At 70.6% G+C, this 26,538-nt stretch carries 27 protein-coding genes; 19 read left to right on the top strand and 8 right to left on the bottom strand.

Features of this window, described 5'->3' with window-relative positions; genetic code table 11:
- Window positions 1–121: 121 nt before the first annotated feature.
- Window positions 122–3,664 carry a chromosome segregation protein SMC gene (smc, locus tag H284_RS0102185; RefSeq protein ID WP_020075000.1) on the top strand — a complete coding sequence of 1,181 codons (3,543 nt, stop codon included), beginning with the start codon at window positions 122–124 and terminating at the stop codon, window positions 3,662–3,664.
- Between the two features lie 17 nt (window positions 3,665–3,681).
- On the opposite strand, the gene H284_RS0102180 is transcribed toward smc, so the two are convergent.
- Entirely contained in the window at window positions 3,682–4,488 is an 807-nt protein-coding gene (locus tag H284_RS0102180) for a CHAD domain-containing protein (protein WP_231371048.1), read from the bottom strand.
- Window positions 4,489–4,523: 35 nt separating this feature from the next.
- Here H284_RS0102180 and ftsY point away from each other — a divergent pair, with 35 nt between their 5' ends.
- From ftsY to ffh, 3 genes are read left to right on the top strand one after another with little or no spacing between them, the layout of a single operon-like run.
- A complete protein-coding gene (gene ftsY / locus H284_RS0102175; RefSeq protein WP_020074998.1) occupies window positions 4,524–5,399 on the top strand; it encodes a signal recognition particle-docking protein FtsY in 876 nt (291 codons plus the stop codon).
- A gap of 11 nt (window positions 5,400–5,410) precedes the next feature.
- The gene (locus H284_RS0102170) at window positions 5,411–5,914 is read left to right on the top strand and encodes a DUF2004 domain-containing protein (protein WP_018190679.1); all 504 of its coding nucleotides are present in this window, start codon (window positions 5,411–5,413) and stop codon (window positions 5,912–5,914) included.
- A 49-nt stretch (window positions 5,915–5,963) separates the two neighbouring features.
- Window positions 5,964–7,541 carry a signal recognition particle protein gene (gene ffh, locus H284_RS0102165; protein ID WP_018190680.1) on the top strand — a complete coding sequence of 526 codons (1,578 nt, stop codon included), beginning with the start codon at window positions 5,964–5,966 and terminating at the stop codon, window positions 7,539–7,541.
- Window positions 7,542–7,557: 16 nt separating this feature from the next.
- Here the strand turns inward: ffh and H284_RS0102160 are convergent, their stop codons facing one another.
- The 4 genes from H284_RS0102160 to H284_RS0102145 all read right to left on the bottom strand — a co-directional run bounded on the left by H284_RS0102160 (window position 7,558) and on the right by H284_RS0102145 (window position 11,015).
- Window positions 7,558–8,304, bottom strand: coding sequence for an SGNH/GDSL hydrolase family protein (locus tag H284_RS0102160; RefSeq protein ID WP_020074997.1), 747 nt, complete (start codon window positions 8,302–8,304; stop codon window positions 7,558–7,560).
- 83 nt (window positions 8,305–8,387) lie between these two features.
- On the bottom strand, window positions 8,388–9,077 hold the full coding sequence (locus H284_RS19895; protein WP_039731172.1) for an SGNH/GDSL hydrolase family protein: 690 nt from the start codon (window positions 9,075–9,077) through the stop codon (window positions 8,388–8,390).
- Between the two features lie 35 nt (window positions 9,078–9,112).
- Window positions 9,113–9,799: an SGNH/GDSL hydrolase family protein gene (locus H284_RS0102150; RefSeq protein WP_020074995.1), complete on the bottom strand. Its 687-nt coding sequence runs from the start codon at window positions 9,797–9,799 to the stop codon at window positions 9,113–9,115.
- Between the two features lie 79 nt (window positions 9,800–9,878).
- Window positions 9,879–11,015, bottom strand: a complete 1,137-nt coding sequence (locus H284_RS0102145; protein WP_018190684.1) for a glutamate--cysteine ligase — start codon at window positions 11,013–11,015, stop codon at window positions 9,879–9,881.
- A 180-nt stretch (window positions 11,016–11,195) separates the two neighbouring features.
- Between H284_RS0102145 and rpsP the strand changes: the two genes are divergently transcribed.
- From rpsP to H284_RS0102125, 4 genes are all read left to right on the top strand, one after another.
- Window positions 11,196–11,678 carry a 30S ribosomal protein S16 gene (rpsP, locus tag H284_RS0102140; protein ID WP_018190685.1) on the top strand — a complete coding sequence of 161 codons (483 nt, stop codon included), beginning with the start codon at window positions 11,196–11,198 and terminating at the stop codon, window positions 11,676–11,678.
- 4 nt (window positions 11,679–11,682) lie between these two features.
- Complete coding sequence (locus H284_RS0102135) at window positions 11,683–11,913, top strand: RNA-binding protein (protein ID WP_018190686.1); 231 nt, start codon at window positions 11,683–11,685, stop codon at window positions 11,911–11,913.
- Window positions 11,876–12,577 (top strand): ribosome maturation factor RimM, encoded by a 702-nt coding sequence (gene rimM / locus H284_RS0102130; RefSeq protein WP_020074994.1) that lies wholly within the window; start codon window positions 11,876–11,878, stop codon window positions 12,575–12,577. The genes H284_RS0102135 and rimM overlap by 38 nt, the downstream gene beginning before the upstream one ends.
- 74 nt (window positions 12,578–12,651) lie before the next feature.
- A complete protein-coding gene (locus H284_RS0102125) occupies window positions 12,652–13,044 on the top strand; it encodes a PIN domain-containing protein (protein ID WP_020074993.1) in 393 nt (130 codons plus the stop codon).
- Between the two features lie 3 nt (window positions 13,045–13,047).
- Here the strand turns inward: H284_RS0102125 and H284_RS0102120 are convergent, their stop codons facing one another.
- The gene (locus H284_RS0102120) at window positions 13,048–13,716 is read right to left on the bottom strand and encodes a GntR family transcriptional regulator (protein WP_020074992.1); all 669 of its coding nucleotides are present in this window, start codon (window positions 13,714–13,716) and stop codon (window positions 13,048–13,050) included.
- A gap of 46 nt (window positions 13,717–13,762) precedes the next feature.
- Here H284_RS0102120 and H284_RS0102115 point away from each other — a divergent pair, with 46 nt between their 5' ends.
- Window positions 13,763–14,974: an MFS transporter gene (locus H284_RS0102115; RefSeq protein WP_020074991.1), complete on the top strand. Its 1,212-nt coding sequence runs from the start codon at window positions 13,763–13,765 to the stop codon at window positions 14,972–14,974.
- 27 nt (window positions 14,975–15,001) lie between these two features.
- Window positions 15,002–15,685 carry a tRNA (guanosine(37)-N1)-methyltransferase TrmD gene (gene trmD / locus H284_RS0102110; protein ID WP_018190691.1) on the top strand — a complete coding sequence of 228 codons (684 nt, stop codon included), beginning with the start codon at window positions 15,002–15,004 and terminating at the stop codon, window positions 15,683–15,685.
- An 83-nt stretch (window positions 15,686–15,768) separates the two neighbouring features.
- On the opposite strand, the gene map is transcribed toward trmD, so the two are convergent.
- The gene (map, locus tag H284_RS0102105) at window positions 15,769–16,533 is read right to left on the bottom strand and encodes a type I methionyl aminopeptidase (RefSeq protein WP_020074990.1); all 765 of its coding nucleotides are present in this window, start codon (window positions 16,531–16,533) and stop codon (window positions 15,769–15,771) included.
- 96 nt (window positions 16,534–16,629) lie between these two features.
- Between map and H284_RS0102100 the strand changes: the two genes are divergently transcribed.
- The 8 genes from H284_RS0102100 (at window position 16,630) to H284_RS0102065 (ending at window position 23,839) form a co-directional block, all read left to right on the top strand.
- Window positions 16,630–17,127: a hypothetical protein gene (locus H284_RS0102100; RefSeq protein WP_020074989.1), complete on the top strand. Its 498-nt coding sequence runs from the start codon at window positions 16,630–16,632 to the stop codon at window positions 17,125–17,127.
- A 226-nt stretch (window positions 17,128–17,353) separates the two neighbouring features.
- Window positions 17,354–17,701 carry a 50S ribosomal protein L19 gene (rplS, locus tag H284_RS0102095; RefSeq protein ID WP_018190694.1) on the top strand — a complete coding sequence of 116 codons (348 nt, stop codon included), beginning with the start codon at window positions 17,354–17,356 and terminating at the stop codon, window positions 17,699–17,701.
- Window positions 17,702–17,805: 104 nt separating this feature from the next.
- Window positions 17,806–18,531: a ribonuclease HII gene (rnhB, locus tag H284_RS0102090; protein WP_018190695.1), complete on the top strand. Its 726-nt coding sequence runs from the start codon at window positions 17,806–17,808 to the stop codon at window positions 18,529–18,531.
- Between the two features lie 85 nt (window positions 18,532–18,616).
- Complete coding sequence (locus tag H284_RS0102085) at window positions 18,617–18,940, top strand: DUF2469 family protein (protein ID WP_018190696.1); 324 nt, start codon at window positions 18,617–18,619, stop codon at window positions 18,938–18,940.
- 136 nt (window positions 18,941–19,076) lie between these two features.
- Window positions 19,077–19,433, top strand: coding sequence for a YraN family protein (locus H284_RS0102080; RefSeq protein ID WP_018190697.1), 357 nt, complete (start codon window positions 19,077–19,079; stop codon window positions 19,431–19,433).
- Window positions 19,433–20,974, top strand: a complete 1,542-nt coding sequence (locus H284_RS0102075; RefSeq protein WP_020074988.1) for a YifB family Mg chelatase-like AAA ATPase — start codon at window positions 19,433–19,435, stop codon at window positions 20,972–20,974. Before H284_RS0102080 ends, H284_RS0102075 begins: the two co-directional genes overlap by 1 nt.
- A 254-nt stretch (window positions 20,975–21,228) precedes the next feature.
- Window positions 21,229–22,617 carry a DNA-processing protein DprA gene (gene dprA, locus H284_RS0102070; RefSeq protein WP_231371047.1) on the top strand — a complete coding sequence of 463 codons (1,389 nt, stop codon included), beginning with the start codon at window positions 21,229–21,231 and terminating at the stop codon, window positions 22,615–22,617.
- Between the two features lie 103 nt (window positions 22,618–22,720).
- Window positions 22,721–23,839 carry a tyrosine recombinase XerC gene (locus H284_RS0102065; protein WP_020074986.1) on the top strand — a complete coding sequence of 373 codons (1,119 nt, stop codon included), beginning with the start codon at window positions 22,721–22,723 and terminating at the stop codon, window positions 23,837–23,839.
- Between the two features lie 272 nt (window positions 23,840–24,111).
- On the opposite strand, the gene H284_RS0102060 is transcribed toward H284_RS0102065, so the two are convergent.
- Window positions 24,112–24,738 (bottom strand): murein hydrolase activator EnvC family protein, encoded by a 627-nt coding sequence (locus H284_RS0102060; protein ID WP_231371046.1) that lies wholly within the window; start codon window positions 24,736–24,738, stop codon window positions 24,112–24,114.
- 253 nt (window positions 24,739–24,991) lie between these two features.
- On the opposite strand from H284_RS0102060, the gene H284_RS0102055 reads away from it, so the two are divergent.
- A complete protein-coding gene (locus tag H284_RS0102055; protein WP_081630361.1) occupies window positions 24,992–26,494 on the top strand; it encodes a sugar porter family MFS transporter in 1,503 nt (500 codons plus the stop codon).
- The last annotated feature ends 44 nt before the right edge of the window (window positions 26,495–26,538 follow it).

Genomic DNA, 26,538 nt, shown 5'->3' with positions numbered 1-26,538 from the left:
TCGAGTACGCGAAAACTGCACGCCATCCACTTCGATGGCGTGCAGTTTTCGTGTACTCGACGGGGGAGTCGTGCGGCGCTCCGGCGCGGCGGCGGCGTGAACGTCCGGTAAATTCGCCTGCGTGTACTTGAAGAGTCTGACGCTCAAGGGCTTCAAGTCGTTCGCTCAGCCGACGACGTTCGCCTTCGAGCCGGGCGTCACCTGCGTCGTCGGCCCCAACGGGTCCGGAAAGTCGAACGTGGTCGACGCGCTCGCCTGGGTGATGGGCGAGCAGGGCGCCAAGACGCTTCGCGGCGGCAAGATGGAGGACGTCATCTTCGCCGGAACGGCGACGCGCGGTCCGCTCGGCCGTGCCGAGGTGCAGCTCACCATCGACAACGCCGACGGCGCGCTGCCGATCGAGTACTCCGAGGTGACGATCTCGCGCACGCTGTTCCGCAACGGCGGCAGCGAGTACGCGATCAACGGGCAGTCCTGCCGGCTGCTGGATGTGCAGGAGCTGTTGAGCGACTCGGGTCTCGGCCGCGAGATGCACGTCATCGTCGGCCAGGGTCAGCTCGACGCCGTCCTGCACGCCAGCCCCGAGGATCGCCGCGGCTTCATCGAGGAGGCTGCCGGCATCCTGAAGCACCGTCGCCGCAAGGAGAAGACGCTCCGCAAGCTGGAGGCGATGCAGACCAACCTGACCCGTCTGAGCGACCTGGCGGGCGAGGTGCGCCGCCAGTTGAAGCCGCTCGGACACCAGGCGGAGATCGCGCGCGAGGCGCAGTCCATCGCGGCCGTCGTGCGGGATGCGCGGGCGCGTCTGCTCGCCGACGAGGTCGTCACGCTGCGCCGTACCCTCGACGACCACGGTCGCACCGAGTCCGAGCGCCACAGCGAGCAGATCGTGCTGCAGGAGCAGCTCGAGCAGAAGCAGCTGCGCCGCACGCGCCTCGAGCAGGCGCTGGTGGGGGATGCAGTGGATGCGGCCCGCAGCACCGCCTTCGCGCTGGAGTCGGTGCAGGAGCGCCTGCGCGGGCTGTTCACCCTCGCCAACCAGCGGGTCGCGTTGCTCGGCAGCCAGGGTGACGCGCCGGACGCGAACCCGAGCGTGACCCCGCAGAACGTGCAGGACGCCCGCGACGAGGTCGAGCGTCTGCGCGGTGTGGTCGTCGAGGCCGAGGCCGCGTGGACGGCCGCCCAGGCGGCGACCCGCAGCGCACGGTCGCGTCTGGACGCGGTGGACGAGGAGATCGCAGCGCAGAGCGCCCTGGTCTCACGCCACGACCTGGAGATCTCGAAGCTGAACGGCCAGGCCGACGCGGCCGCGCAGCGGCTGGCGGCGGTGCGCGGCGAAGTGCTTCGTCAGCAGAACGCGCTGGATGCTGCAACCGAGCGCCGCGAGCGCGCCCGTGCCGAGTTCGCCGCCCGGGAGGCCGAGGCCGCGACGGCCGACGTCGGAGAGAGCGACCTCGACGAGGCGTACGAGCTGGCGCAGGCGACGGTGTTCGAGGCGGAGGGCGAGATCGAGCGGCTCCGCGAGGAGCTGCACACCCTGGAGCGCGAGCGCGACGCGCTTGCTGCCCGGGTCAGCGCCCTTTCGCTCGCACTGGACCAGAAGGACGGATCGTCGGCTCTCGTTGCCGCGCGCCTGCCCGGCGTACGCGGGCTCGTGGCGGAGCACATCCGCGTGCATCCCGGGTATGAGGCGGCCATCGCTGCGGCTCTCGGAACCCTCGCCGATGCCGTGCTCGCCGACGATCGGGACGCCGCCGTCGCCGCGGTGACGCACGCGGCCGCCGACGACCTCGGCCGGGTCGAGGTGGTCATCGCCGACGCGCCCGCCGCCGACGTCGACCTCAGCGGCGTCGCCGGCGTCGTTCCGGCCACAGGCGTGGTGGATGCGCCCGACGGTGTCCGCGGCATCCTCGCGTTCACGGCCATCGCCGACGACCTGGACTCCGCGCGGCGTGCCTTCGAGGCGTTCGGCGGCCGGGGGACCGGCGGCCCGATCACGATCATCACGACCACCGGCGACGTGCTCACCGAGCATGTGCTGCGCGGCGGGTCCGGCGCGAAGCAGAGCCGCATCGAGTTGATCGCCGACCGCGACGCCGCGCAGGAGCGGCTCACCGAGGTCACCTCGCTGATCGACCGGGCGAAGTTCGCCCTGGCCGAGCAGCGCGGTGTGCTGCAGGTCGCCAAGGAGCAGTCGCAGGCCGCGCTCGCGACCCTCCGCGAGTTCGACGCCAAGCTCGCGGCCCAGACCGAGCAGGTCAACCGGCTCAAGGTCCAGCTGGAGGCCTCCCAGGCCGAGTTCGACCGGCTCAGCCGGGCGCTCGAGCAGGCGGGAGAGCGGGTCGCCGAGGCGGAGCAGGCGGCGGAGAAGGCGAAGGCGGAGCTGGAGGCGGCGCGTTCGCGTCCCCGTCCCATCCTCGACGTCAGCGCCCGCGACGCGCTGTCGACCGAGCTCGACGCCGCACGCGAGGCCGAGGTCGAGGCACGCCTGGCGGTGGAGACCGCGAAGGAGCGCGTCCGGGCCGAGCAGGCGCGCGGCGAGGCGCTCGCCCGGCGGATGGAGGCCGAGCGCGCCGCCGCCGAGGAGGCCGCTCGGCGCGCTGTGATCCGTCGTCGCCAGCTGGATGCGGCCCAGAGCGTCATCGGCGCCCTCCCGGCCGTCCTGGCATCCGTCGACCGGTCCGTGGCGCAGGCGCGGCTGGAGCTCGCCACCGCTGAGGCGGAGCGCGCGAGCCGCAACGACGAGCTCGCGACCCTGCGTCGCGACGAGAACGCGGTGCGCGAGCGCCTGCAGGCCATCACGGAGTCGGTGCACGGCCTGGAGCTGCAGATCTACGAGAAGAAGCTGCACCTGTCGAGCCTGCTGGAGCGGGCGGGCAGCGAGCTGGGCCTTGTCGAGGATGTGCTGGTCGCCGAGTACGGGCCGGAGGTGCCGGTACCGGTCGACCGTGCGCGCGACGAGGAACGCGAGCCCGACGCCGAGGTCGAGACCGTTCCGTTCTCGCGCGAGCAGCAGCAGAAGCGGCTGGCCGCGGCGGAGCGCAAGCTGTCGCAGCTGGGTCGCGTCAATCCGCTCGCGCTGGAGGAGTTCGCCGCGCTGGAGCAGCGCCACAAGTTCCTCACCGAGCAGCTGACCGACCTCACGAACACCCGCAAGGACCTGCTGACGATCATCGAGGACATCGACGAGCGGATGCAGACCATCTTCGAGTCCGCGTTCGCCGACACCGAAGAGGCCTTCACGAAGGTCTTCCCGATCCTCTTCCCGGGCGGCCAGGGCAGCATCAGCCTGACCAATCCGGACGATCTTCTGACGACCGGCATCGAGGTCTCGGTGAAGCCGGCAGGCAAGAAGATCGAGCGGCTCTCGCTGCTCTCCGGCGGCGAGCGGTCGCTGGCGGCGGTCGCGCTGCTGATCGCGATCTTCAAGGCGCGACCGAGCCCGTTCTACATCATGGACGAGGTGGAGGCGGCGCTCGACGACGCCAACCTCGGCCGCCTGCTCACGATCTTCGAAGACCTCCGCGAGAGCAGCCAGCTGATCGTCATCACGCACCAGAAGCGCACCATGGAGATCGCGGACGCCCTGTACGGCGTCTCGATGCGCCAGGACGGCGTCTCGGCGGTGGTCGGCCAGCGCGTGGCGCAGGAGAAGGCGAGCTAGGGAGCGAGCAGGCGCGCTCAGGGCTCGATCGCGGCGAGCTTGTCGTCGAGCCCGGCCAGGAGCTCCTCCGCCCTCACGTCGCACTCGGCGGCGAGGAGCGCGATCCCGGCGACGGCCGACGCACTGAGCTGCTGCTCGTCGGCCTTGTCGCGCAGGTGGCGTGCCAGGAGCACCAGATCGCGATGGTCGCCGAGCGCGTCCTGGACCGCCTCCGCTGCCGCGGCGATCCGCACCGCCTCCCGGCCGAGGTCGTCGACGACGGCCTCGGCCGCGTAGCGCAGCCGCCGCGCCGCCTTGCGCGTCTCGTGCCGCTGCTCCAGCGTCTGGCCGGAGCGCTTCCTCACGCGCCGCGCGGCTTTCGCGAGCCCCTTCCTGACCACCCGCCGCGGGTGCTTCCGTCCCGGCTTCGCCAGCGGGGGATCGGCGGCGAACGCCTGCAGGTCGGCCAGGAGGGTCCGGTGGGCCCGACCGTGCAGGTGCTCCAGCAGCCCCTCCAGCGCCCGATCGTGCTCGGCGCGGGCCTCCGCTGCCAGCGCCTCCACCGCATCCACCAGCTCGGGCGTCGACTCGGCGCCCAGCAGTCCGTCGAGGTCGCGCGCCCGCACCTCGGCGTCGCGCACCCGGCCGAGCCGCTCTCCGAGCCGCTTCAGGCGGGCACGCATCGCCCGCTGCTGCTCCCGGTCGAACGCCGAACGGTACACGCTCAGGATGCTGCGCAGCCGCCGCACGCGCGTGCGCGCCTGGTGCACCGCATCCTCTCCGCCGGTCTCGATCGCCACCAGCTGCTCGGCCAGCTCCGCCGAGACCCCCACGAGCGCGTACATGAGCACACCGTACAACCGCGGCTAGTCTGAGTGTCATGGCTGACCGCACCCCCTGGTCTCTGTCGGGCGCCCTCCGCGGGCTGTTCGCCAAGAAGACCATCGACGACGACACCTGGGACGACCTCGAGACGGCGCTCATCACGGCGGACTTCGGTCCGGGCGTGACAGAGGCGGTCATCGACGACCTGCGCGCGAAGGTGGAGCGGTATCACACGACCGATCCGGCCGACCTGCAGCGGATGCTGCGCGAGACGATGGAGGAGCGGCTCTCGAAGCTCGACACCACGCTGAAGCTGAGCGACCGCCCGGCGATCGTGCTGGTCGTCGGCGTCAACGGCGTCGGCAAGACGACCACCATCGGCAAGTTCGCGAAGTTCCTGCGCACCTACGACCGCTCGGTGGTCGTCGGCGCGGCCGACACCTTCCGCGCCGCCGCCGTCGAGCAGCTGGCGACCTGGGCCGAGCGCGCGGGCGCCGAGATCGTCCGGCCGCAGCAGCAGGGGCAGGATCCGGCCTCCGTCGCCTTCCAGACCGTCGAGAAGGCCAAGCGCGACGGCACGGAGATCGTCATCATCGACACCGCGGGGCGCCTCCAGACCAAGGGCGGCCTCATGGACGAGCTCTCCAAGATCAAGCGCGTCGTCGAGAAGCAGGCGCCCATCGCCGAGGTGCTCCTCGTCCTCGACGCGACGACCGGGCAGAACGGCCTGGCGCAGGCGGAGGCGTTCCTCGAGCACGCCGGCGTGACCGGGCTGGTGCTCACGAAGCTCGACGGCTCCGCGAAGGGCGGATTCGTACTCGCCGTGCAGGAGCGCACCGGCATCCCGATCAAGCTCGTGGGGCAGGGCGAGGGGATCAACGACCTGACCGGCTTCACACCGCACGTCTTCGCACAGCAGCTGGTCGGATAGGGAGGCCCGTCATGGCGATCGAGCATGATTTCTTCGGCCTCATCGACGAGACGGCGAGCGGTGGACTCGCCTGGGACGACACCGTCGAGCTGGGCGACCAGACCGTCGACGTCGAGCTCCTGGCCGACGACGAGAGCGGCGTCCCCGAGTTCGCCCTCGACTCTGCTGCTGCGCTCATCCAGGCGCTCGAGGGCTTCGACGCGCGGGCCAGGGATGCGCTGGTCGCCGAGCTGAGCTCGCGGCAGTCCGCGACCTCCAGCTACATCGACGAGCACGTCGACAAGCTGGGAGACAGCCTGGTCGACCTGCTGGTCTACAACTCGGGTGACATCGCCATCGACGTGCTGCGCTCCCTGCAGCTGATGAGTGTGATCATCCAGGCCGACCACTCAGACGAGGACGAGGTGTTCGCGACGTTCGACTACTCCATCGCCCCGGACGAGTCGGATGCGCTGCTCACCGTCGCCTTCGACGTGCGGGGCGACGTGGTCTCGGTGGAGACGTCGGGCGACTGACTGACCCTCACGGCGCTTAGCCGACGTCGCCCGATAAGATATACGGATCATGGCTACTTTCGGCACGCTGTCCGACCGTCTTGCGGACACCTTCAAGAACCTGCGCACCAAGGGCAAGCTGTCGCCGGCGGATGTCGACGGCACCGTGCGCGAGATCCGTCGCGCCCTGCTCGACGCCGACGTGGCGCTCCCGGTGGTCAAGGACTTCACCGCGAAGGTGCGCGAGCGCGCGTTGAGCGACGAGGTCAACAAGGCTCTCAACCCGGCCCAGCAGGTCGTGCAGATCGTCAACGAGGAGCTCGTCGCCATCCTGGGCGGCCAGCAGCGCCGGCTGCAGTTCGCGAAGCGGCCCCCGACGGTCATCATGCTCGCCGGCCTCCAGGGCGCCGGTAAGACGACGCTCGCGGGCAAGCTCGGCAAGTGGCTGGTGAAGGACGGGCACACGCCGCTCCTGGTCGCCGCCGACCTCCAGCGCCCGAACGCCGTGACCCAGCTCCAGATCGTCGGCGAGCAGGCGGGTGTCCCGGTGTTCGCGCCAGAGCCCGGCAACGGCGTCGGCAACCCGGTGAAGGTCGCCAAGGACGCCCTCAAGTTCGCGGAGACCAAGCAGTACGACACGGTGGTCATCGACACCGCCGGCCGTCTCGGCGTCGACGCCGAGCTGATGAAGCAGGCGGCCGACATCCGCAAGGCGACCGACCCCGACGAGGTGCTGTTCGTCATCGACGCGATGATCGGTCAGGACGCCGTCGCGACAGCGAAGGCGTTCCAGGACGGCGTCGACTTCACCGGCGTCGTGCTCTCCAAGCTCGACGGCGACGCCCGAGGCGGTGCCGCGCTCTCGGTCGCCTCGGTCACCGGCCGTCCGATCATCTTCGCCTCGACCGGTGAGAACCTCGACGACTTCGAGCCGTTCCACCCGGACCGCATGGCGTCGCGCATCCTCGACCTCGGCGACATCCTCACCCTCATCGAGCAGGCCCAGCAGGCCTTCGACGAGGAGGAGGCGCGCAAGGTCGCCGAGAAGTTCGCGACTGACAGCTTCACCCTCGACGACTTCCTCAAGCAGATGCAGCAGCTGCGCAACATGGGGTCGATCAAGAAGATGATGGGGATGCTGCCCGGCGCCGGCCAGATGAAGCAGCAGCTCGACCAGTTCGACGAGCGCGAGATCGTCCGGACGGAGGCCATCATCCAGTCGATGACGACGGCCGAGCGCACGAACCCGAAGCTGCTCAACGGGTCCCGCCGCCTGCGCATCGCGAAGGGCTCGGGCACGACGGTCACCGAGGTCAATCAGCTGGTCAGCCGCTTCGAGCAGGCCGCCAAGATGATGAAGACCGTCGCGAAGGGCGGCGTACCGAACGTCCCCGGCATGGGTCCCATCCCCGGTGCCTCGTACGCCGGCCGCAAGCAGCAGAAGAACAAGAAGAAGGGCTCGCGTTCGGGCAACCCGGCCAAGCGCGCGGCGGAGAACGCCGCGCTGGCCACCGGCGTCAAGACGGCCGGTGCGCCGAGCGGAAGCGGGTTCGGGCTCGGTGGTGGCGCTGCAGCACCTCAGGGGGCGCCCGCGGGCGGGCCGTCCGAGGAGGAGCTGGCCGCTCTGCAGAAGTTCCTGGGTCGCTGACCCGGGACTCGTTGCGCTACAGCGCCAGGTTGAGCGGCTGGAGCTTCGACTCGATGGTCTGCGCCACGACCTTCTGACCGGCCGCGTTCGGGTGGATGCCGTCCGCCTGGAGCAGCTCCGGGTGCCCCACGAGCGGGAAGCCGATGTCGAGCCAGGTGCCGTCGACGCCGCGCACCGCGTCCCCGACGATGTCGTCGACGCGGGTCATGGTCGCGGGCGGCTGGTCGGAGCCCCAGATGCCGGTGATGCCGACGATCGTGGCGTCCGGGAAGCGCACGCGCAGCTCTCGCAGCATCCGGTCGGCGTTTGCGGTCACCGTGGCCGGGTCCTGCTCGCGGTCGTTGCGCGTGGCGGCGAGGAGGATCACCTGCGGGTGGAGGCGGAGCGCCGCATCCACCTGCTGGCGGTAGGTCGTGCCGTTCCAGCCCGGCTTGACGAAGCCGGAGCCGGACACCGCGAGGTCCGTCAGCTGCCAGCCGTGCGCCTCCGAGACGAGAGCGGGCCACGCCTGATCGGCCGTCACGCCCTTGCCGAAGGCGATCGAGTCGCCGATCGCGACGGCGTCGACGATGCCGGAGGCATCCCGTCCGGCGCTGCCGGCGTCCGGGGCGGCGACGGCGGTCGCCTGAGCGGCGACGGGGTGTGCGGCCGGCGCGGGTGCGCAGCCGGCGAGGGCGAGAAGTGCCACCGTCAGGGCCGCGGGCGCGAGCAGGGGGAGCCGGGTGCTCAGCGGGCGCGAGCGGCGTCGGGTGAGGGTGCGCACGGGTGCGAGGCTAAACGGTCCAACCTGCGAGAACGCTGTGTCTCACTTCTCGGCGTGTCGGGCCGGTGGTATCCGACGCCGGGTCACCCGATCACGAGGCGGCGAGAGATGGCCGCCGAGATGGTCGACGCCAGCAGCCGCTGACCCTCCACGGTGGGGTGGACATGGTCCGCCAGCACGAGGTCGGGGCGCCCGGCGAACGGCTGGCCCACTTCGATCCACGACCCGCCGACCCCGAGAACGGCGGCCTTCACGGTGGAGGAGATCAGCGCGATTTGAGCAGGGGCCGCGTCCGATCCCCAGATGGCCCCGACACCGATGATGCGCGCCTCGGGGAGGGCGCTGCGCAGGCGCTCCAGTGCGGCGGTCGCGGCCGTGCGCAGGGAGGCGGTCGAGGCGAACAGGTCGTTGCGGGTCGCCGCGACGATCACCACGTCCGGTCGCAGCCGGATCGTCGCGCTGACCTGGTCGTCGAACGTGTGCGTGTTGAGCCCCTTGACGGTGAAACCGGCGGCGCTCTCTCCGAAGTCGGTGAGCCTCCATCCCAGACGATCGGCCACCAGGAGCGGCCAGGCGTCCTCGGCCGGCACGCCGTTGCCGATCGCGATCGAGTCGCCGATGGCCACGGCTGTGACCTGCGCCGGAGTGGACGTGGGGGAGGCTGTCGGACTCGCCGTTCGAGAGGCGGGCTGCGCCGGTGCTATGCAGCCGACCAGCGATGCGGCCACGAGGGCGGCGGCAAGGAGAGTGAGGAGAGAACGTCGGGCCGTCACGGGTTACAGGATAAACAGGCGGGCTTGGAAGGCTCTCACCGGCTCAGTTTCGCGGCGACGACCGCCGCGATCGCCTGCTGGCCGGGCAGGGTGGGATGCTCGTCGTCGTCCTGCACCAGTCCGGCCTTGCCGCGATAGGGCTGCCCGAGGTCGAGCCACGTGCCACCGGCGTCGAGGACCGCCTGTCGCAGCGCCGCGTCGCCGCCGGCGAGCTCCTCGTCGCTCGCCTGACCGCTGAGGGCGTTGAACCCGGCGATCCGCGCATCCGGCAGGGCTGCCGCGAGACGGTCGACCGTCGAGCGGATGGCCGTGCTCAGCTGGTCGGGGTCCGTACCGAGGTCGTTGTCGGACGCGCCGATGAGGACGAGGTCCGGCTGGGCGGCGATCGCCGCATCCACCTGGGCGGAGAAGTCGTGACCGTCGGACCCCTGGGCGACGAAGCCGGCACCGGGCACGCTGAGGTTGTCGAGCCGCCAGTCATGGTCGGAGGCCACCAGGGCCGGCCATGCCTCGGAGGGATCGAGCCCGAGCCCGGACTCGATCGAGTCGCCGATCACCGCGACGTGCTCCGCCGTGGCTGCGGACGATGTCGCGGCGGACTGCTTCCCCAGAGCGGCGTTCGAGGCCGCGTTGGCCGACGCGCAGCCCGAAAGGGCGGTGAGCGCCAGCAGGGCGGCCGTCATCGCGGTGGCCGCTGCCGCGAGGGGGCGTCGGGCGAGCATGACAGACACCGTACGCCCGGAGGCTATGGATGGGCTTTGCCGGATCGGTGGATCGGCTCGGGGCCCGTTCGCTGATCGATCAGCGGGCGAGGCCGTTGCGCAGCTCGTGCGTCAGCGAGCTGACCACTGCCTGCAGGCTGCCGCCGTTCTGCTCCGCGACGGCGAGCTGGCGCTGGTAGCTGGCGCCCGTGTCGAGGATGGTGAGGACCGTCGCCAGCTCGTCGACGCATCCCAGTCGCTCGGCCTCCGGCTGGAGGTCGTCCACCAGGTCGCGGAGGTCGTCGGAGACGAGCCGCTCGCTGCCGTCCGGCGCCTGGATGATCTCGGCGTCGAGGCCGTACCGTGCGGCGCGCCATTTGTTCTCACGGACGAACCAGGGCTGCAGCGTGACCGGCTCGACGCCCGCGTCCAGCTGTCCCGACATCCGGTCGGTCAGACAGTGGATCAGCGCGGAGACGGCGCCGACCTCGTCGGCCGTGGACAGCCCGTCGCAGGCGCGCATCTCGACCGTGCCCCACTTCGGCGAGGGGCGGATGTCCCAGCGCACCTCGGAGTGGTCCTCCACGACGCCCGTCGTGACCAGGTCCTGGACGTAGGCCTCGTAGTTTGCCCAGGTGCCGAACTGCCAGGGCAGCCCGGCGGTGGGCAGCTGCTGGAACATGAGCGCGCGGTTGGAGGCATAGCCGGTGCGGGCGCCCGCCCAGAACGGGCTGGACGCGCTGAGCGCCTGCAGATGCGGGTAATAGGTAAGCAGGCCGTTGACGATCGGCAGAGCTTTGTCGACCGAGTCGATGCCGACGTGCACGTGCACACCCCAGATCATCATCTGCCGCCCCCACCATTGGGTGCGGTCGAGCAGCCGGTCGTACCGTTCGTTCGGCGTCACCTTCTGGTCGAACCACTGGGCGAAGGGATGCGTCCCCGCGCACATCAGCTCGACGCCGAGCGGGTCGGTGACGCCCCGGACCAGGCTGATGAGCTCCTGCAGGTCGGTGATCGCCGCAGGCACCGTGCGGTGGACCCGGCTGACCAGCTCCACCGTGTTCATCAGCAACTCATGGGTGATCTGGGGATGCTCCCGGCCGTCGGGCGTGCCCAGCTCGCGCAGCACATCGTCGGCGATCTGGACCAGGTCGCCCGTCGAGCCGTCGACGAGGGCGATCTCCCACTCGATGCCGACGGTGGAGCGCTCGGACTCCGAGAAATCGATCTGCATGCGGTCGTTCCATCCGTCCGATTGTTCAAAGCAGCGCAGTATCTGACAGAATAGCTAGTTGAGTTCGACGTACCCGACCCTCTATCCGGTGCGGCGGACGAACATAGACCTCCTGCCGCGTGTGCCCCCACGCCCACGGCAGTCAGTTCGATACAACTCATCCACTCACACAGGAGAATCGTGGCTGTCAAAATCCGTCTGAAGCGCCTGGGCAAGATCCGCGCTCCGTATTACCGCATCGTCGTCGCCGACTCGCGCACCAAGCGCGATGGTCGCGTGATCGAGGAGATCGGTCTGTACCACCCGACCGAGGAGCCCTCGCGCATCGAGGTCGACTCCGAGCGTGCGCAGTACTGGCTCGGCGTCGGCGCCCAGCCGACCGAGCAGGTCACCGCGCTGCTCAAGCTCACCGGCGACTGGGGTCGCTTCAAGGGCGACAAGAACGCCGTGAGCACCGTCAAGGTCGCCGAGGGCAAGGCCGAGTTCGTCGCCGACGAGAAGAAGAAGCCGGTCCTCAAGCCCAAGGCTGAGAAGCCGGCCGAGGTCGCCGCCGAGGCGGAGGCCGTCGTCGAGGCCGAGGTCGAGCGCGAGGAGGCCGACGAGGCCAACGTCGTCGCCGAGGCCGAGGCCATCGCTGACGACGCGTCCGACGAGAAGGCCTGACGTCTTGCTCGCACCCGCGCTCACGCACCTGGTCAAGGGGATCGTCGATCACCCTGACGACGTCCACGTCGTGGCCAAGAGCTCTCCGCGTGGCGAGGTCCTCGAGGTTCGTGTGAACCCCGAGGACCTCGGCCGGGTGATCGGCCGGTCCGGCCGCACGGCGAAGGCTCTCCGCACGCTCGTTGCCGCGCTGGCCGATGGCCGGCGCGTCCGTGTCGACGTCGTCGACGACTGAGGTGGCGGACCACAAACTGCCTCGCAAGGAGGTCGCCCCCCGGCCCGGTCAGACCGAGCTGCGCGTCGGGCGCCTCACGAAGGCGCACGGCCTCAAGGGCGCCATCAAGCTGGAGCTCTACACGGACGAACCGGAGAAGCGGTTCGTCCCGGGGGCGGTGTTCACCCTGCAGGTGCCCACCGCGTCCAAGTGGCACGGCAAGACGCTCGAACTCCGCGAACTCCGCTGGTACAACGGCCACCCGGTCGGGTTCTTCGCCGGCGTCGACGACCGCACGGAGGCCGAGACGCTGATCAAGGCGATCCTCTGGGTCAGCCAGGACGCCACGCAGCTCCCCGACGAGGAGGACGCCTGGTACGACCACCAGCTGGTCGGCCTCGACGCGGTGCGCGACGGCGTGACGGTCGGACGCGTGGCTCGCGTCGACCATCTGCCCGCGCAGGACCTGCTGGCGATCGCGACGGCCGGCGGCGAAGTGCTCGTGCCGTTCGTGAAGGCGATCGTCCCGGAGGTCGATATCGCCGCCGGGACCGTCACGTTGACTCCGCCCGCCGGGCTCTTCGAGGAGCTGCCGGACGACGAGCCGGAGGCGGAGCCGGAGAGCGACGCCGAGCCGGAGGCGGATTCGGAAGGCGAACCCGCCGCGCCTGCGTCCGACGACTGATCCACGACCCGAAGAGGGCGACCCGAACGGGTCGCCCTCTTCCTTTTGCCGCCGGGTCGTGGACAGAATGCGGCATGACCGCGTACGTGATCGACGCTCCCGCTGCCGTCCGGCTGGCCGAGTCCGGGTGGAGTGGATCGGAGGCGCTGCTGGCTCCGACGCTGCTGCGGTCGCAGACCTTGTCGCTCCTGCACGCGGACGCGCGCTCAGGGCGGCGTGAACCGGCGGAAGCCCGAACCCTGCTCACGGCCGTCGACCGGCTTCCTGTGCGCTTGCTCGGTGACCGCGTGCTGCGGCGCAACGCCTGGCTGGTCGCGGACGAGCTGGGCTGGGCGCAGACGGAGGCCGCGGAGTATGTCGCGCTGACCCGGTTGCACGGCGATGCCCTGGTGAGCGGCGAGCCGCAGATCTATGCGGGCGCTGATGCACTCGTCCGGCTCGTGCCAGTCACCGACCTCGTCGGCTGACGGTCAGGAGACGATCGCGAGTCCGCGTCCGCGCAGCGAGCGCGCATCGGCGCCCAAAGCGGCCACCAGGCGGTCATGGGTTCCGACGACGTGTTCATGGATGCGTGCAGCAGCCTCGTCCGCCCGTCGCGCAGCGACCAGGGCGAGGATCTCCCGGTGCTCGCTCGCGGCGTCCTCATCGCGGGCGACCAGCCACCGCGCGCGGGCCAGGCGGGTCATGGCGTCCGCGACCGCATCCGCGAAGAACGGGTTGCCCGAGAGGGCGGCGAGCCGGACGTGGAACTCGGTGCCGGTCCGCACGGCGCCGTCAGGGGAGTGGTCCTCCGCCCACCCGTCCAGGTGCTCGCGCAGGGTGGCGATCGCGGCGTCCGTTGCGCGCGCGCAGCTGAGCCGGACGGCGGCGGTCTCGACCGCATCCCGGAACTCGCTCAGGCGGGCGATCTCGCCGAGGTCGATCGGCGTGACCTGCCAGCCGCGCCCATCCCGGCCCACCAGTCCTTCGGACTCCAGCCGCATGAGCGCCGACCGCAGGGGAGTGCGGGAGGCGCCGAGTTCCCCCTCGAGTCCGCGCTCGGTGAGGCGCGAGCCGGGCACGCGGTCGAGGTCGAGGATCTCGGCGCGGAGACGGTCGTAGACGCGGGAGGCCTCGGCGACGGGCAGCTGCTCGGACATGGGGCTCCTTTGGTATACCGGCTTGGTATACCGCTAAGGTATACCCATGTTCGCCCGAACCGTGCGCCGTCCCCGTCCGTGGCTCATGCTGGCCTTCGGCGTCCTCGCCCAGGCGAGCTCGACCGTCTTCGTCTCCACGCCGGCGTTCCTCATCCCGCTACTGCACACCGAGCGCGGGCTGAGCCTGGCACAGGCGGGTCTGCTCGCGTCGGCTCCCACTCTGGGCCTCGTGCTCACCCTGATCGCGTGGGGTGCGCTGAGCGACCGGATCGGCGAGCGCTGGGTCATCGCGTCGGGGCTCGCCCTCACGGCACTCGCGGCCGTCGCCGCGATGTTCGTCGACTCGTACGTCGCGCTCGGCGCGCTGTTCCTGGTCGGAGGGATGGCGTCGGCCAGCCCCAACGCGGCGAGCGGGCGCGTGGTCATCGGCTGGTTCCCGAAAGAGCGGCGCGGGCTGGCGATGGGCATCCGGCAGATGTGCCAGCCGCTCGGCGTGGCGATCGCCGCGGTCAGCGTGCCGCTGCTCGCGGCCAACGGCGGGATCGCCGCCGCGCTGATCGTGCCGGCCGTCCTCTGTGGCGTGTCCGCGGTGCTCTGCGCGATCGGGATCGTCGACCCGCCGCGACCGCCGCGGAAGGCCGCCGAAGGGGAGGACGCGCATCCTCAGGCCGGGTGGCGGCCGTACCGCGAGACGTCGCTGCTCTGGCGCATCCACGCCGTCTCCATGCTGCTCGTCGTCCCGCAGTTCACGGTCTCCACCTTCGGGCTGGTCTGGCTCGTGTCGCAGCTACACTTCTCGTCGCTGCCCGCGGGCATCGTCATCGGGGTGAGCCAGTTCGCCGGCGCCATCGGCCGCATCGGGGTCGGCGTGCTGAGCGACCGGGTCGGCAGCCACCTGCGCCCGCTGCGGTGGGTCAGCGTGTGCGCCGTGGCGATCATGCTGCTGATGGCGGCGGCGTCCGCCCTCGGGTCCGTCGCGGCCGCCGTCATCCTCATCGTCGCGGCGATCGTCACGGTCGCCGACAACGGCCTGGCCTACACGTCGGTCGCCGAGATCGCCGGGCCCTTCTGGTCGGGGCGTGCCCTCGGGGCGCAGAACACCGGCCAGTTCCTCGCCGCGTCGGTCGTCGGACCGGCCGTCGGGGCGCTGATCGGCTGGGTCGGGTATCCCGTCGCGTTCGCGGTCGTCGCGCTGTGTCCCGCGGTGGCGACCCCGCTCGTCCCGCGAGACCGCGAGCTGGCGGTCGTCCCGGCCTAGCGCCGGGTGCCCTTCTAGACTTTCCCCATGCGCATCGACATCGTCACGATCTTCCCGACCTTCTTCGATGTGCTCGACATCTCCCTGCTCGGCAAGGCCCGGCAGTCCGGGCTCATCGAGCTCGGCGTCCACGACCTGCGCGACTACACGCACGACCGCCACCGGACGGTCGACGACACCCCGTACGGCGGGGGAGCCGGGATGGTCATGAAGCCGGAGCCGTGGGGCGAGGCGCTCGATGGCATCCTGGACGGCGCGTCCGATCCCGTCGTGATCTTCCCGTCGCCCGCCGGCGAGGTCTTCACCCAGTCGATCGCGCGCGAGCTGGCCCAGGAGCAGCACATCGTGTTCGGCTGCGGACGCTACGAGGGGATCGACCAGCGCGTCTTCGACGACACCGCTGCTCGTGCCCGGGTGCGGCTGATGAGCATCGGCGACTACGTGCTCAACGGCGGCGAGGTCGCGACGATGGCGATGATCGAGGCGGTCGGCCGGCTCATCCCGGGCGTCGTCGGCAACCCCGAGAGCCTCGTCGAGGAGTCGCACGAGGACGGCCTGCTCGAGTACCCCAGCTACACCAAGCCCGCCGTCTGGCGTGGCCGAGAGGTGCCTCCCGTGCTGCTCTCCGGCAACCACGGGGCCGTCGACGCGTGGCGTCGCGAGCAGCAGCTCGAGCGCACGCGAGCCGTCCGCCCCGACCTCCTCCCGTAACCCCTTCCGCCCCCGTCGAGTACGCACAAATTGCACGCTCGCAACGTGATTCGCGTGCAGTCTTCGTGTACTCGACGGTGAGGTCAGGGGGCGGTGAGGACGAGGGGGCCGTCGTCGGTGATGGCGACGGTGTGCTCGGAGTGCGCGCCGCGGGAGCCGTCGGCGCTGCGGAGCGTCCAGCCGTCTCGGTCGGTGTAGATCTCGTCGGTCGTCTCCAGGAACCACGGCTCGATCGCGACGACGAGGCCCGGGCGCAGGGGATAGCCGCGGCCGGCGCGTCCGTCGTTCGAGATGTGCGGGTCGCCGTGCATCGTCCGGCCGACGCCGTGGCCGCCGAACTGCGTGTTGATCGAGTAGCCCTCCGCGTGAGCGACGGCGGCGATGGCGGCGGAGATGTCGCCGATCCTGCCGCCGGGCTGCGCCGCTTCAATGCCCGCCGTGAGCGCGCGGCGGGTGGTGTCGATCAGACGGAGGTCCTCGTCCCGCGGCGTGCCGACGACCAGGCTCACGGCCGAGTCGGCGACCCAGCCGTCCACGCTCGCGGCGAAGTCCAGGGTCAGCAGGTCGCCGTCCTGCAACCGGTAGTCGTGCGGGAGGCCGTGCAGCACGGCATCGTTGACGGAGGTGCAGATCACCTTGCCGAACGGGCTCGCCCCGAACGACGGATGGTAGTCGATATAGCAGGACTCGGCGCCGCGGCGACGGATGATGTCGTGCGCGAGCGCATCCAGCTCCAGCAGATTCACGCCGACGTGGGCAGCCGCAGCCGTCTGCGCGAGCACATCGGCGACGAAGCGGCCGGCCGGCCGCATCTGCTCGATCTCGGCGGGCGTCCTCAGCTCGATCACGGTGGCTCCTCTCGGTGTCGTACCCCACCAGTCTCGCAGGTGGGCGTCCGGCAAACGCGCAGCCGCAGCACAGCCGGCCCCGGCTACGCTGGGCGCGTGATCATCCGCAAGGCGTTCTACTGGTGGCTCTTCCCGTCCGCCGTGGTGCTCCCGGCGTGGCTGCTGGTCGGCTGGGCCGCCTTCAGCCAGGGGAGCGGCTGGTCGTTCCTCGGCCTCCTGCTGCTCTGCCCCATCCTGTTCGTCGCCATGCTGGTCGTGGGCGGCATCGTGATGGCCCGGCGCAGCGTACGCGAGAGTCGCGCGGTCTCCTGGTACGACGTCGGCCTGTTCGGCGCCTGGCATCTGGCGATCATCGCGTTCGGGTTCTTCCCGGCCGGGTGGACCGGCTGGCTGGCCGTGCTGGGCATCCTGCTGTTCATCGCCATCTTCTGGGTGGTGCTGTGGGAGCTCCTGACCGAGACGCGCGCTCGTGTCGCCATGACGTTCGAGGCCTACCAGCGTGCCGCCCAGCCCCGCGAGGTCCCGCCGCCACCCGGCGAGTCGGTCGACGGAGGCGAGTACATCGTCATCGAGGAGCGCCGCGACCGCGAGTGACGACCCGCGCGTCGGGTGTGCTGTTTCGGCATCCGATTCCGTGCGCTTTGGCAAACAGGTGCCACGCATGGCAGAATTGACCCTTGTGCCGCGGCCAGGCTCTGCCACGGGGGAGCCAGCACTTCTCGCGGACACCCACTTACCGAACCCAGACGGCCGACACTCCTGATCGGAGCCGGCCCCGAGTCCGTTCCCGACCTGTGGCGGGTACAGAGAGCGAACATCCATGCACATCCTCGACCAGCTCGACGCCGCGTCCCTCAAGCAGGACATCCCCGAGTTCCGCGCCGGCGACACCGTCAAGGTGCACGTGAACATCATCGAGGGCAACCGCTCTCGCGTCCAGGTCTTCCAGGGCGTCGTCATCGGCCGCTCCGGCGAGGGCGTCCGCGAGACCTTCACGGTCCGCAAGATCAGCTTCCAGGTGGGTGTCGAGCGCACCTTCCCGGTCCACTCCCCGGTCATCGACAAGATCGAGGTCGTCACCCGCGGTGACGTCCGTCGCGCGAAGCTCTACTACCTGCGCGAGCTCCGCGGCAAGAAGGCGAAGATCAAGGAGAAGCGCGAGAACTGATCTCCGCGCCCCCAAGCGTCGAGAGCCCCCGAATCCTGTATGGATCCGGGGGTTCTGTCGTTTCCGGAGCTGCTGGCCGCGTCGTGTACGAACGGCACCCGCCGATGAGTGACAATGGAACGCGAGGCTTCCCGCAGATCGAGAGGGCGGAGGACGAGGAACGCATGATGACCCCGGTGTCGCCGTCTCTGCGGTTCGAGAAGGCCCTCTATCGAGAGGGCGTGACCTCCATCGTCGCCGTCGACGAGGTCGGCCGCGGAGCGCTCGCGGGCCCCGTCGCGGTCGGGATGGTCGTCATCGACACGGCCGTGAAGCGCATCCCGCCGGGGCTGCGCGACTCCAAGCTCCTGCCCGAGCCTGTCCGGGAATCGCTCGACCCGCTGTGCCGCAAGTGGGCCATGCACCATGCGGTCGGTCTGGCGACGGCCGCCGAGGTCGACTCGCTCGGGATCATGCGCTGCCTGGGTTTGGCGGGAGCTCGCGCCCTCGCCCAGCTGGAGGAGCAGGGCGCCGTCGTGCACGACAGCACGCTCATCCTCGACGGCAACTACGACTATCTGAACCCGGCGCTGATGAGGCCGGCGAAGGTCGTCACGCGCATCAAGGCCGACCGGGACTGCGCCTCCGTCGCCGCCGCGTCCGTCATCGCCAAGGTGCATCGTGACCGCATGATGATCGCGCACGACATGGAGTATCCGGGCTACGGCTGGGCGAGCAACAAGGGGTACTCGACCCCGGAGCACTTCGCCGCCATCGCAGAGCTGGGCCCGAGCGCGCTGCACCGGATGACGTGGCTGAAGCAGCCGGCGCTGATCGACATCCCCGAGTGATCCGGCCTGGTTGGTCCGTCGGTTCGTCCACAGCGTGACCGCGACCGACGCGCGAGTCGTCCGAGCGGCATAGACTTGACGGACGATGGATGAAGACGAGTTCGACGACTACGACCGCGAGGTCGAGTTGGCTTTGTATCGCGAGTACCGGGACGTCGTCTCGCAGTTCAAGTATGTGATCGAGACGGAACGACGTTTCTATCTGGCGAACGAGGTGGAGTTCGTGCGCCGCGATACGGAGCACGACTTCTACTTCGAGCTGACGATGAACGACGTCTGGGTATGGGACGTGTACCGGGCCGACCGCTTCGTGAAGTCCGTGCGCGTCCTGACCTTCAAGGACGTCAACATCGAGGAGCTCTCCTCCAAGGAGTTCGAGCTGCCCAAGGAGCTCGCGCTCGACGAGTGATCGCCGTGCTCTCGTGAGCGACTGAGCGTTCACGCTCCACCTGTTCACAGCCCCTGCTCCTCGCGGTCTTTCCACAGATCTGTCCTTCCCGCTCCGCCGACCGGCCCACCAGCCGAGGCTGGATGCGGAGGTTGACATGGCTGAGAAAGACGAATTGGGCCGTCGCGGCGAGCAGGTCGCTGCGGAGTGGCTGCAGGAGAACGGGTACACCCTCATCGACCGCAACTGGCGGTGCCCGTCGGGTGAGCTCGATCTGGTGCTGCGGCGCGGCACCACGATGGTGTTCGCGGAGGTGAAGACGCGGTCGTCGCTGACGTTCGGGCATCCGTTCGAGGCGATCACGTCGCGTAAGGCGGCCCGCCTGCGGCGACTGGCGGCCGCGTGGTGTCGCGAACGGGAGCCCGGGGCTGTCGCGGTCCGCATCGATGCGGTCGCCGTGACCGATGCATGGAGCGACCGGCCGGTCGTCGAGCACCTGACCGGGATCGCCTGATGGCGCTCGCACGCACGTTCGCCATCGCTCTCGACGGGTTGCGCGGCCACGTGGTCGAAGTGGAGGCCGACATCTCGGCGGGACTGCCGGCATTCGTCCTCATCGGGCTGCCCGACACGGCGCTGGGCGAGTCGCGGAAGCGGGTCGGAGCGGCCGCGGTGAATGCCGGTTGCTCCCTGGCGCAGAAGAAGCTGACGGTCAATCTGTCGCCGGCCGCGCTCCCGAAGCAGGGGTCCGGCTTCGATCTCGCCATCGCGATCGCCTCGCTGTCTGCGGCGGGCGTCGTGCCGCCGGTCTCGGCGGGGCGAGCGGTCCACCTCGGTGAACTGGGACTTGACGGGCGGCTGCGTCCGGTGGCGGGCGTGCTCCCGGCCGTCCTCGCAGCACGCGAAGCAGGGTTCGAGCGGGTCCTCGTTCCCGCGGGCAACCTCGACGAGGCATGTCTCGTCGAGGGCATCGAGGTGGTGGGGGTGACGGGATTGCGCGCCGCGGCGATCGTGCACGGCGCCGAACTCGACCCGGTGGATGAGGAACCGGTTCTCCCGGCGGTGTCGGAACAACGAGCAGCACCGGAGCCGGACATGGCCGAGGTGTCCGGCAACGGCGAAGCCGTCGAAGCGCTGGTCGCCGCCGCGGCGGGCGGTCATCATCTGGCGATGGTCGGTCCCCCGGGGGCGGGCAAGACGATGCTCGCCCGGCGCCTTCCGTCCCTGCTGCCGGACCTGGCCGGTGCCGAGGCCTTGGAAGCCACGTGCATCCGTTCGCTCACCGGTTTGGGCGTCGGCGCAGAACTGGTGCGGAGACCGCCGTTCGAAGCGCCTCACCACACGGCATCGGCCGTCTCGCTGGTCGGCGGCGGCAGCGGGCGGATCACCCCCGGCGCGATCGTCCGGGCTACGCACGGGGTGCTGTTTCTCGACGAAGCGGCGGAGTTCCCGCCATCCGTGCTCGATGCGCTCCGGCAACCGTTGGAGAACGGCAGCATCACCATCCATCGTGCACGTGGTGCCGCGTCGTTTCCGGCGCGGTTCCAGCTGGTGCTCGCATCGAACCCCTGTCCGTGCGGCCACTACGGTTCGGCGGATGCGGAGTGCACATGCTCGCCCATGGCCCGAAGACGCTACCTCGCCCGGATGTCCGGGCCGCTGATGGATCGCGTCGACATCCGTCTCACCGTACGGCGACTGGGTCTGGCCGCCCTCCATGCGGCCTCGGACGTCCACGCCCCGGGCTGGACCAGCAGCGAACTCCGAGCTCGCGTCGAGTCGGCCAGGGCCAGCGCGCTCGAACGACTCCGCGGGACGGGCTGGGTGCGCAACGCCGACGTGGCCGGCAGCTGGCTGCGATCCGGCGAGCGCCGGCTCGGGCCGTCCGCGATCGCGCCGCTCGACCGGGCGTTGGAGCGCGGCGGCATCACGATGCGCGGCTACGACCGGACCCTGCGCCTCGCGTGGACCCTCGCCGACCTCGACGGAGCGGGGTCACCGGATGTGGACCACGTCGGCCGGGCGCTGTTCCTGCGGCGCGGGATCAGCGCATGAGCGCCGCGTGCGGCGCGTGCGCGGTCTCCCGGCTTGCGACTGCTGGGCGAAGCGGGAGCGGGGCGCTGCCGGATGATACGGACGCGACGAACGGGCCGGCGTGCGACGGGGCGAACGCATCGGACGAGAGAAGGGCGGAGGTGCCGGGAGCGGTGGATGACCCGCCGGTCGCGGGCGCACGCAGGAGTATGACGTCGCCACCTTGCGGGGGACGTCGCTCCGGATCCGTCTTCGCGGGCCTGTCCGATGGCGACGTGGCGCGCCTGGTTGCAGCGGTGTCCAGTTCGCCCGACAGGGGAGCGGAGTCGTCCGAGTTGAGCGCCGAGCGGTTCGCCAGAGCCGCGTTGACGACGGCGATCGAACCAGGAGACCTGGAGGCGGGGCGCCTGGTGGGTGCGCTGGGCGCGGTCGGCCTGCTTCGAGCGATCGTGGAGGAGCATGATGCGGAGCACGTGCTGCGCCTCACGCGTCACGCCGACGTGGTGCCGCCCCCTCCTGGGGAGGACTTGGCGCTCTCTCTGGAGGGTGCAGGCGAGCAGTTCGGGCACCGGTTCGACACCGACGGCAGCGGGGGAGCGGGCGGCAGTTTGCTGTCGGCGTTCGAGAGCCTCTCGCCGGAGCGGCCGCAGGTCGATGCGCGGGCGGTTCGTCGGATCGCCGAGTGCCTCGCACGGTGGCGGGTGCGGCTCTCCCTGGAGGAGTCGTGCCGAGCCCTCGAGCGGGCGGCGCGGCTGGGTGCGGTCCTGCTGACACCCGACACGGAAGTCTGGCCAGAGGGTTTCGCGGCGCTTGAGGACGGCGAACCGCTCGCGCTGTGGATCCGCGGCGATCCTGAGCGCTTGGCGCGGCTGGACCGTTCCGTCGCTCTCGTCGGGGCACGCGCGTCGACCGACTACGGGGAGCACGTGGCGATGGAGGCGGCGGCCGGACTGGTCGGGCGGGGGTTCGCCGTCGTGTCCGGCGGTGCATACGGGATCGACGCGGCAGCACATCGCGCCACGCTGGCGAGCGGCGGGCTGACCGTGGCGTTCCTCGCCGGAGGAGTCGACCGTCTGTATCCGGCGGGCAACAGCGATCTGCTCCGCCGTGTCTCCCGGGAGGGTGTGCTCGCGGCCGAACTCCCTCCGGGAAACGCGCCGACCCGGTGGCGGTTCCTGATGCGCAATCGGCTGATCGCCGCAGCGGCGAGTGCGACGGTGGTGGTCGAGGCGGGGCGACGGTCCGGATCCCTCAACACCGCAGGTCACGCCGCCCAGCTCGGGCGACCGCTGGGCGCTGTGCCGGGAAGCGTCCTCTCGCCCGCGTCGGCCGGGTGCCACCGTCTCATCCGGGAATACGCGGCCATCTGCGTCACGTCGGCCGACGAGATGGCGGAGCTCGCAGACCCCCTGGGAACCGGCCCGAGCGGCGAGCCGGGCGCGGCGGCCGTCGACACCGTGGAGGTGCCGCCGGACTGCGGAGATGCGGAGGGCGCCGTTCTGTCGGCTCTGGCATCCGCGCGGGGCGCCAGCGCAGACGAGATCGCCGCGCGGTCGTCGCTGCCCTTCACGACTGTGGCCGCGATCCTCGGCCGGCTCGACCTCGCCGGCCGAGCCCGGGAGAGCCGCGGAGGTTGGTCGCTCAGCGAACGGAGGCATGCGTGACAGCCCGTCCGTGGACGAGAGGCAAAGTGGCTCCGGTCCGTCGCGTCTCGCAGAACGCGCGTCGCTGCCCACCCCGGAGACGGTCCGGGGTCAAGCTGGGGAGGTGAGTCTGGATGCGGCCATCGAGCAGTACGAGCGGCACCTGCGGGTGGAGCGCGGGTACTCGCCGCAGACGATCCGTGCCTACCGGTCGGACCTGGGGGCGCTTGCCGCCTTTGCGGCGGAACGGGGCGTCGCGACCGCGGACGCACTGACTCTCGACCTCTACCGTGACTGGCTCTGGGAGGGTTCCAAGCGGGGCCTCGCGAAGTCGACGCTGGCGCGTCGGGCGGCGTCGGTCCGCGGCTTCAGTGCTTGGGTCACGCGCCAAGCCGAGACGCCCGGAAAGGCCGGCTCGACCGGTGGGGCGCTCGGTGGACGCGTTGCACCCGACAGTTCTGCCGGGGCAGGCGACGGGATCGGGGGTGCGTCCGCGGCAGGCAGCGAGCCCGCGGGGACGGCTCGGGATCACGCGGTCGTGGCCCCGGCAGCGTCGGCTCCAGGTCGCGCGGCCCTGGATCCGGAAGCGGCTGGGACCGCCGCCGAACATGCGGTCGTGGACCCGGCCGCGCGGTTGCGGTCCCCGAAAGCGGACAAGACGCTTCCGAGAGTCATCACGCGGGAGCAGATGGACGAGATCCTCGCGGCGCTCGCCGCACGGGCAGAGGATGGGGACCCGGGTTCGCTGCGTGATGTGGCGGTGATCGAGTTGCTCTACGCGGCCGGGATCCGCGTGTCCGAGCTCACTGGGCTCGACGTCGACGATGTGGACCTCGGCCGACTGACCGTCCGCGTGATCGGCAAGGGGTCGAAGGAACGCGTCGTGCCCTTCGGGGTGCCGGCACTGCGGGCCATCCGTGCCTGGCTGTCGGGCGGCCGTCCGCGGCTCGCCGTTGCCGGGTCAGGGCCCGCGCTGTTCCTCGGTGCGCGAGGGGCGCGGCTCGGGAGCCGCGCCGTCTACGAGCTGGTCGCCGGTCTTCTCGCCGACGTGCCGGGGCGAGGGCCGTCCGGGCCCCACGCCCTCCGCCACACCGCCGCCACGCACCTGCTCGACGGCGGGGCAGACCTCCGAGGGGTGCAGGAGCTGCTCGGCCACGCCAGCCTCGGCACCACCCAGATCTACACCCACGTCTCGACCGAACGGCTCAAAGAGGCGTACCGGATCGCCCACCCGCGCGCCTGAACCGGGCCGCTCTGCCCGCCCGGGCCCCTCCACCCACCCGCGCGTTCGGCCGGCTGGGCTTGCGGGCCTGCCCCACCAGCACATCCCCGACCTGCCCGGACCGGGCTGACAGGCCTGCCCCACAAGCACATCCCCGACCTGCCCGGACCGGGCTGACAGGCCTGCCCCACAAGCACATCCCCGACCCGCCCGGACCGGGCTGACAGGCCTGCCCCACAAGCACATCCCCGACCCACCCGGACCTGGCTCCATCGGCTGCCGCCAGGCGGAACTCACCCGCCTCCGAGCGGCAGGAGGATGGCGGGCGGCACCCGCCCGAAGAACAGCATCGGCGACACGTACTCTCCGTTCATGCGGACACCCACGTGGACGCACGCCGTGCCGCAGTGCCCGCCCGACGCGACGACTCCGACGACCTCGCCTCGGGCGACCCGCGAACCCACCGGGAAGTCCGACGACGCCGGCTCGAAGCTCGACAGGACCCCGCCGCCGTGGTCGAGAGTCAGCACCGGGCGATCCACGACCATCCCGGCGAAGCGTACGGTCGCGCCATCCGGCGCGATCAGGGGAGCGCCCGCCGTCGCCGTCAGGTCGATGCCGCGATGACCCGCGGCGTACCGCGTCGGAGGTGCCGCATACGGCGCTGAAACCGCGGGGTCGGCGACGGGCCACATCCACTGCGCCCCGTGATCGGACGCCGCCGGCCGCTGTGCAGAAGCCGCCCGGTCGGCCACGAGGTCCGTCGGCGGACTGACGGAATCACCCATCGCAGTCGCACCGGCGGCCCCGGCCGGCAGGGACAGCACGCACGCGATGAGCACGCAGAGCACGACACGCCAACGCGACGGGGCCGCCCGCGATCGCCTTCGTCGCCCGCGCGCACCACGGTTGAGCCGCATGCCACCAGTCTCGTCGTGCAATCGCATCCGTCCGCCTTCCGTCGAGCCGTCCTTACCACCCTCTCTGGCGCGGCCACCGGTCGCTCGGGCGCATCCCGAACCAGTGGACAAGTCCGCGCGGGACCCGTCTGTGGACACGCCAGTGGCCGACGGTTCTCCCCGGCCCGTTCGCGGCGTACCGTGAGATTCGCCCTCGCCGCCCCCCCGACCGGGAGCCGCGAACAGTGGGCCGCACAACCGAAAAAGGGATGACATGACTGAAGAGAGCAGGAACGCAGCCGCCACGAGCGACGAGAACGCACCACGGCCCACGGCGGCGATGCGGCGGAGAGTCACCGGACTGGCGATCGCAGCGGCGGTCGGCGGGTTCCTGTTCGGTTTCGACTCGTCGGTCATCAACGGCGCGGTCGACTCGATCCAGAAGAGCTTCGCGCTGAACGCCTTCGTCACCGGGTTCATCGTCGCCATCGCCCTGCTGGGCTGCGCCGTCGGCGCCTTCATCGCCGGTCGCCTCGCCGACCGCTGGGGGCGCCTCAAGGTGATGCTCCTCGGCGCGGTGCTGTTCCTCGCCAGCTCAATCGGAGCCGGCCTCGCGTTCTCCGCCTGGGACCTCGGGTTCTGGCGCGTCATCGGCGGTCTCGGCATCGGCATCGCGTCCGTCGTCGCGCCCGCCTACATCGCCGAGATCTCGCCGCGGCAGTCCCGTGGCCGACTGGCCTCCCTGCAGCAGCTGGCCATCACCATCGGTATCTTCGTGGCCCTGCTCTCGGACGCCCTCCTCGCCGGCGTGGCCGGGTCCGCATCCCAGCAGCTCTGGTTCGGGCTCGAGGCGTGGCGGTGGATGTTCCTGGTCGGCGTGATCCCGTCGGTCGTCTACGGCATCCTCGCCCTGACACTGCCCGAGTCGCCCCGCTTCCTGCTCGCCAACGGGCGTCACGACGAGGCACGGGAGATCTTCACCACGCTCGTCCCCGAAGAGGACATCGACCGCCAGATCGGCGACATCGAGCGCGCCATCCAGGAGGACAAGGAGGGCGCGAAGGCCACCCTCGCGGGCAGCCGGCTGGGCCTCAAGCCGATCGTCTGGATCGGCATCATCCTCTCCGTCTTCCAGCAGTTCGTCGGCATCAACGTGATCTTCTACTACTCGACCACGCTGTGGAAGGCGGTCGGATTCACCGAGAGCAATTCGCTGCTCATCACCGTGATCACGTCGGTCACCAACGTCGTCGTGACGATCGTCGCCATCGTGCTCGTCGACCGCGTCGGCCGTCGCCCCATCCTGCTGACCGGCTCGGTCGGCATGGCCCTGTCGCTCGGCGTCATGGCGCTTTCCTTCGCCTTCGCGGTCAAGGTCGACGGCGCGGTGTCGCTGCCGAACCCGTGGGGCCCGATCGCCCTGATCGCCGCGAACATCTTCGTCATCTGCTTCGGCGCGTCGTGGGGACCGCTGGTCTGGGTGCTCCTCGGTGAGATCTTCCCGACCAAGATCCGCGGAAAGGCGCTCGGCGTCGCGGCGGCCGCGCAGTGGATCGCCAACTTCCTGGTGACGGTCTCGTTCCCGCCCATGGCCGACTTCTCGCTGCCGTTCACGTACGGCATGTACGCGATCTTCGCCGCCCTCTCGTTCTTCTTCGTCTTCTTCAAGATCCCGGAGACGAACGGGATGGCGCTGGAGCACGCCGAGACCCTCTTCCGCGAGGCGGGCGGCAAGCGCCGGGGTGTCCAGGTGCGCTCCAGCGGAGACTCCGCCTGACCCGCGCTTCCTGATAGGATGTCTGAAGCACTCCGCTCGTCGGA

This window comes from Cryocola sp. 340MFSha3.1, from assembly GCF_000383315.1.
Classification (GTDB): Bacteria; Actinomycetota; Actinomycetes; order Actinomycetales; family Microbacteriaceae; genus Leifsonia.
This window is presented reverse-complemented; position numbering and strand designations above follow the sequence as displayed.

Excerpts from the sequence above, each read along its gene's own strand:
- H284_RS0102180 (WP_231371048.1), bottom strand. The coding sequence starts at position 4,488 with ATGTACGCGCTCGTGGGGGTCTCGGCGGAGCTGGCCGAGCAGCTGGTG.
- ftsY (WP_020074998.1), top strand. The coding sequence starts at position 4,524 with ATGGCTGACCGCACCCCCTGGTCTCTGTCGGGCGCCCTCCGCGGGCTG.
- H284_RS0102170 (WP_018190679.1), top strand. The coding sequence starts at position 5,411 with ATGGCGATCGAGCATGATTTCTTCGGCCTCATCGACGAGACGGCGAGC.
- ffh (WP_018190680.1), top strand. The coding sequence starts at position 5,964 with ATGGCTACTTTCGGCACGCTGTCCGACCGTCTTGCGGACACCTTCAAG.
- H284_RS0102150 (WP_020074995.1), bottom strand. The coding sequence starts at position 9,799 with ATGCTCGCCCGACGCCCCCTCGCGGCAGCGGCCACCGCGATGACGGCC.
- H284_RS0102145 (WP_018190684.1), bottom strand. The coding sequence starts at position 11,015 with ATGCAGATCGATTTCTCGGAGTCCGAGCGCTCCACCGTCGGCATCGAG.
- rimM (WP_020074994.1), top strand. The coding sequence starts at position 11,876 with ATGGCCGGCGCGTCCGTGTCGACGTCGTCGACGACTGAGGTGGCGGAC.
- H284_RS0102125 (WP_020074993.1), top strand. The coding sequence starts at position 12,652 with ATGACCGCGTACGTGATCGACGCTCCCGCTGCCGTCCGGCTGGCCGAG.
- H284_RS0102120 (WP_020074992.1), bottom strand. The coding sequence starts at position 13,716 with ATGTCCGAGCAGCTGCCCGTCGCCGAGGCCTCCCGCGTCTACGACCGT.
- H284_RS0102115 (WP_020074991.1), top strand. The coding sequence starts at position 13,763 with ATGTTCGCCCGAACCGTGCGCCGTCCCCGTCCGTGGCTCATGCTGGCC.
- trmD (WP_018190691.1), top strand. The coding sequence starts at position 15,002 with ATGCGCATCGACATCGTCACGATCTTCCCGACCTTCTTCGATGTGCTC.
- rplS (WP_018190694.1), top strand. The coding sequence starts at position 17,354 with ATGCACATCCTCGACCAGCTCGACGCCGCGTCCCTCAAGCAGGACATC.
- rnhB (WP_018190695.1), top strand. The coding sequence starts at position 17,806 with ATGAGTGACAATGGAACGCGAGGCTTCCCGCAGATCGAGAGGGCGGAG.
- H284_RS0102085 (WP_018190696.1), top strand. The coding sequence starts at position 18,617 with ATGGATGAAGACGAGTTCGACGACTACGACCGCGAGGTCGAGTTGGCT.
- H284_RS0102080 (WP_018190697.1), top strand. The coding sequence starts at position 19,077 with ATGGCTGAGAAAGACGAATTGGGCCGTCGCGGCGAGCAGGTCGCTGCG.
- H284_RS0102075 (WP_020074988.1), top strand. The coding sequence starts at position 19,433 with ATGGCGCTCGCACGCACGTTCGCCATCGCTCTCGACGGGTTGCGCGGC.
- H284_RS0102060 (WP_231371046.1), bottom strand. The coding sequence starts at position 24,738 with ATGCGGCTCAACCGTGGTGCGCGCGGGCGACGAAGGCGATCGCGGGCG.
- H284_RS0102055 (WP_081630361.1), top strand. The coding sequence starts at position 24,992 with ATGACTGAAGAGAGCAGGAACGCAGCCGCCACGAGCGACGAGAACGCA.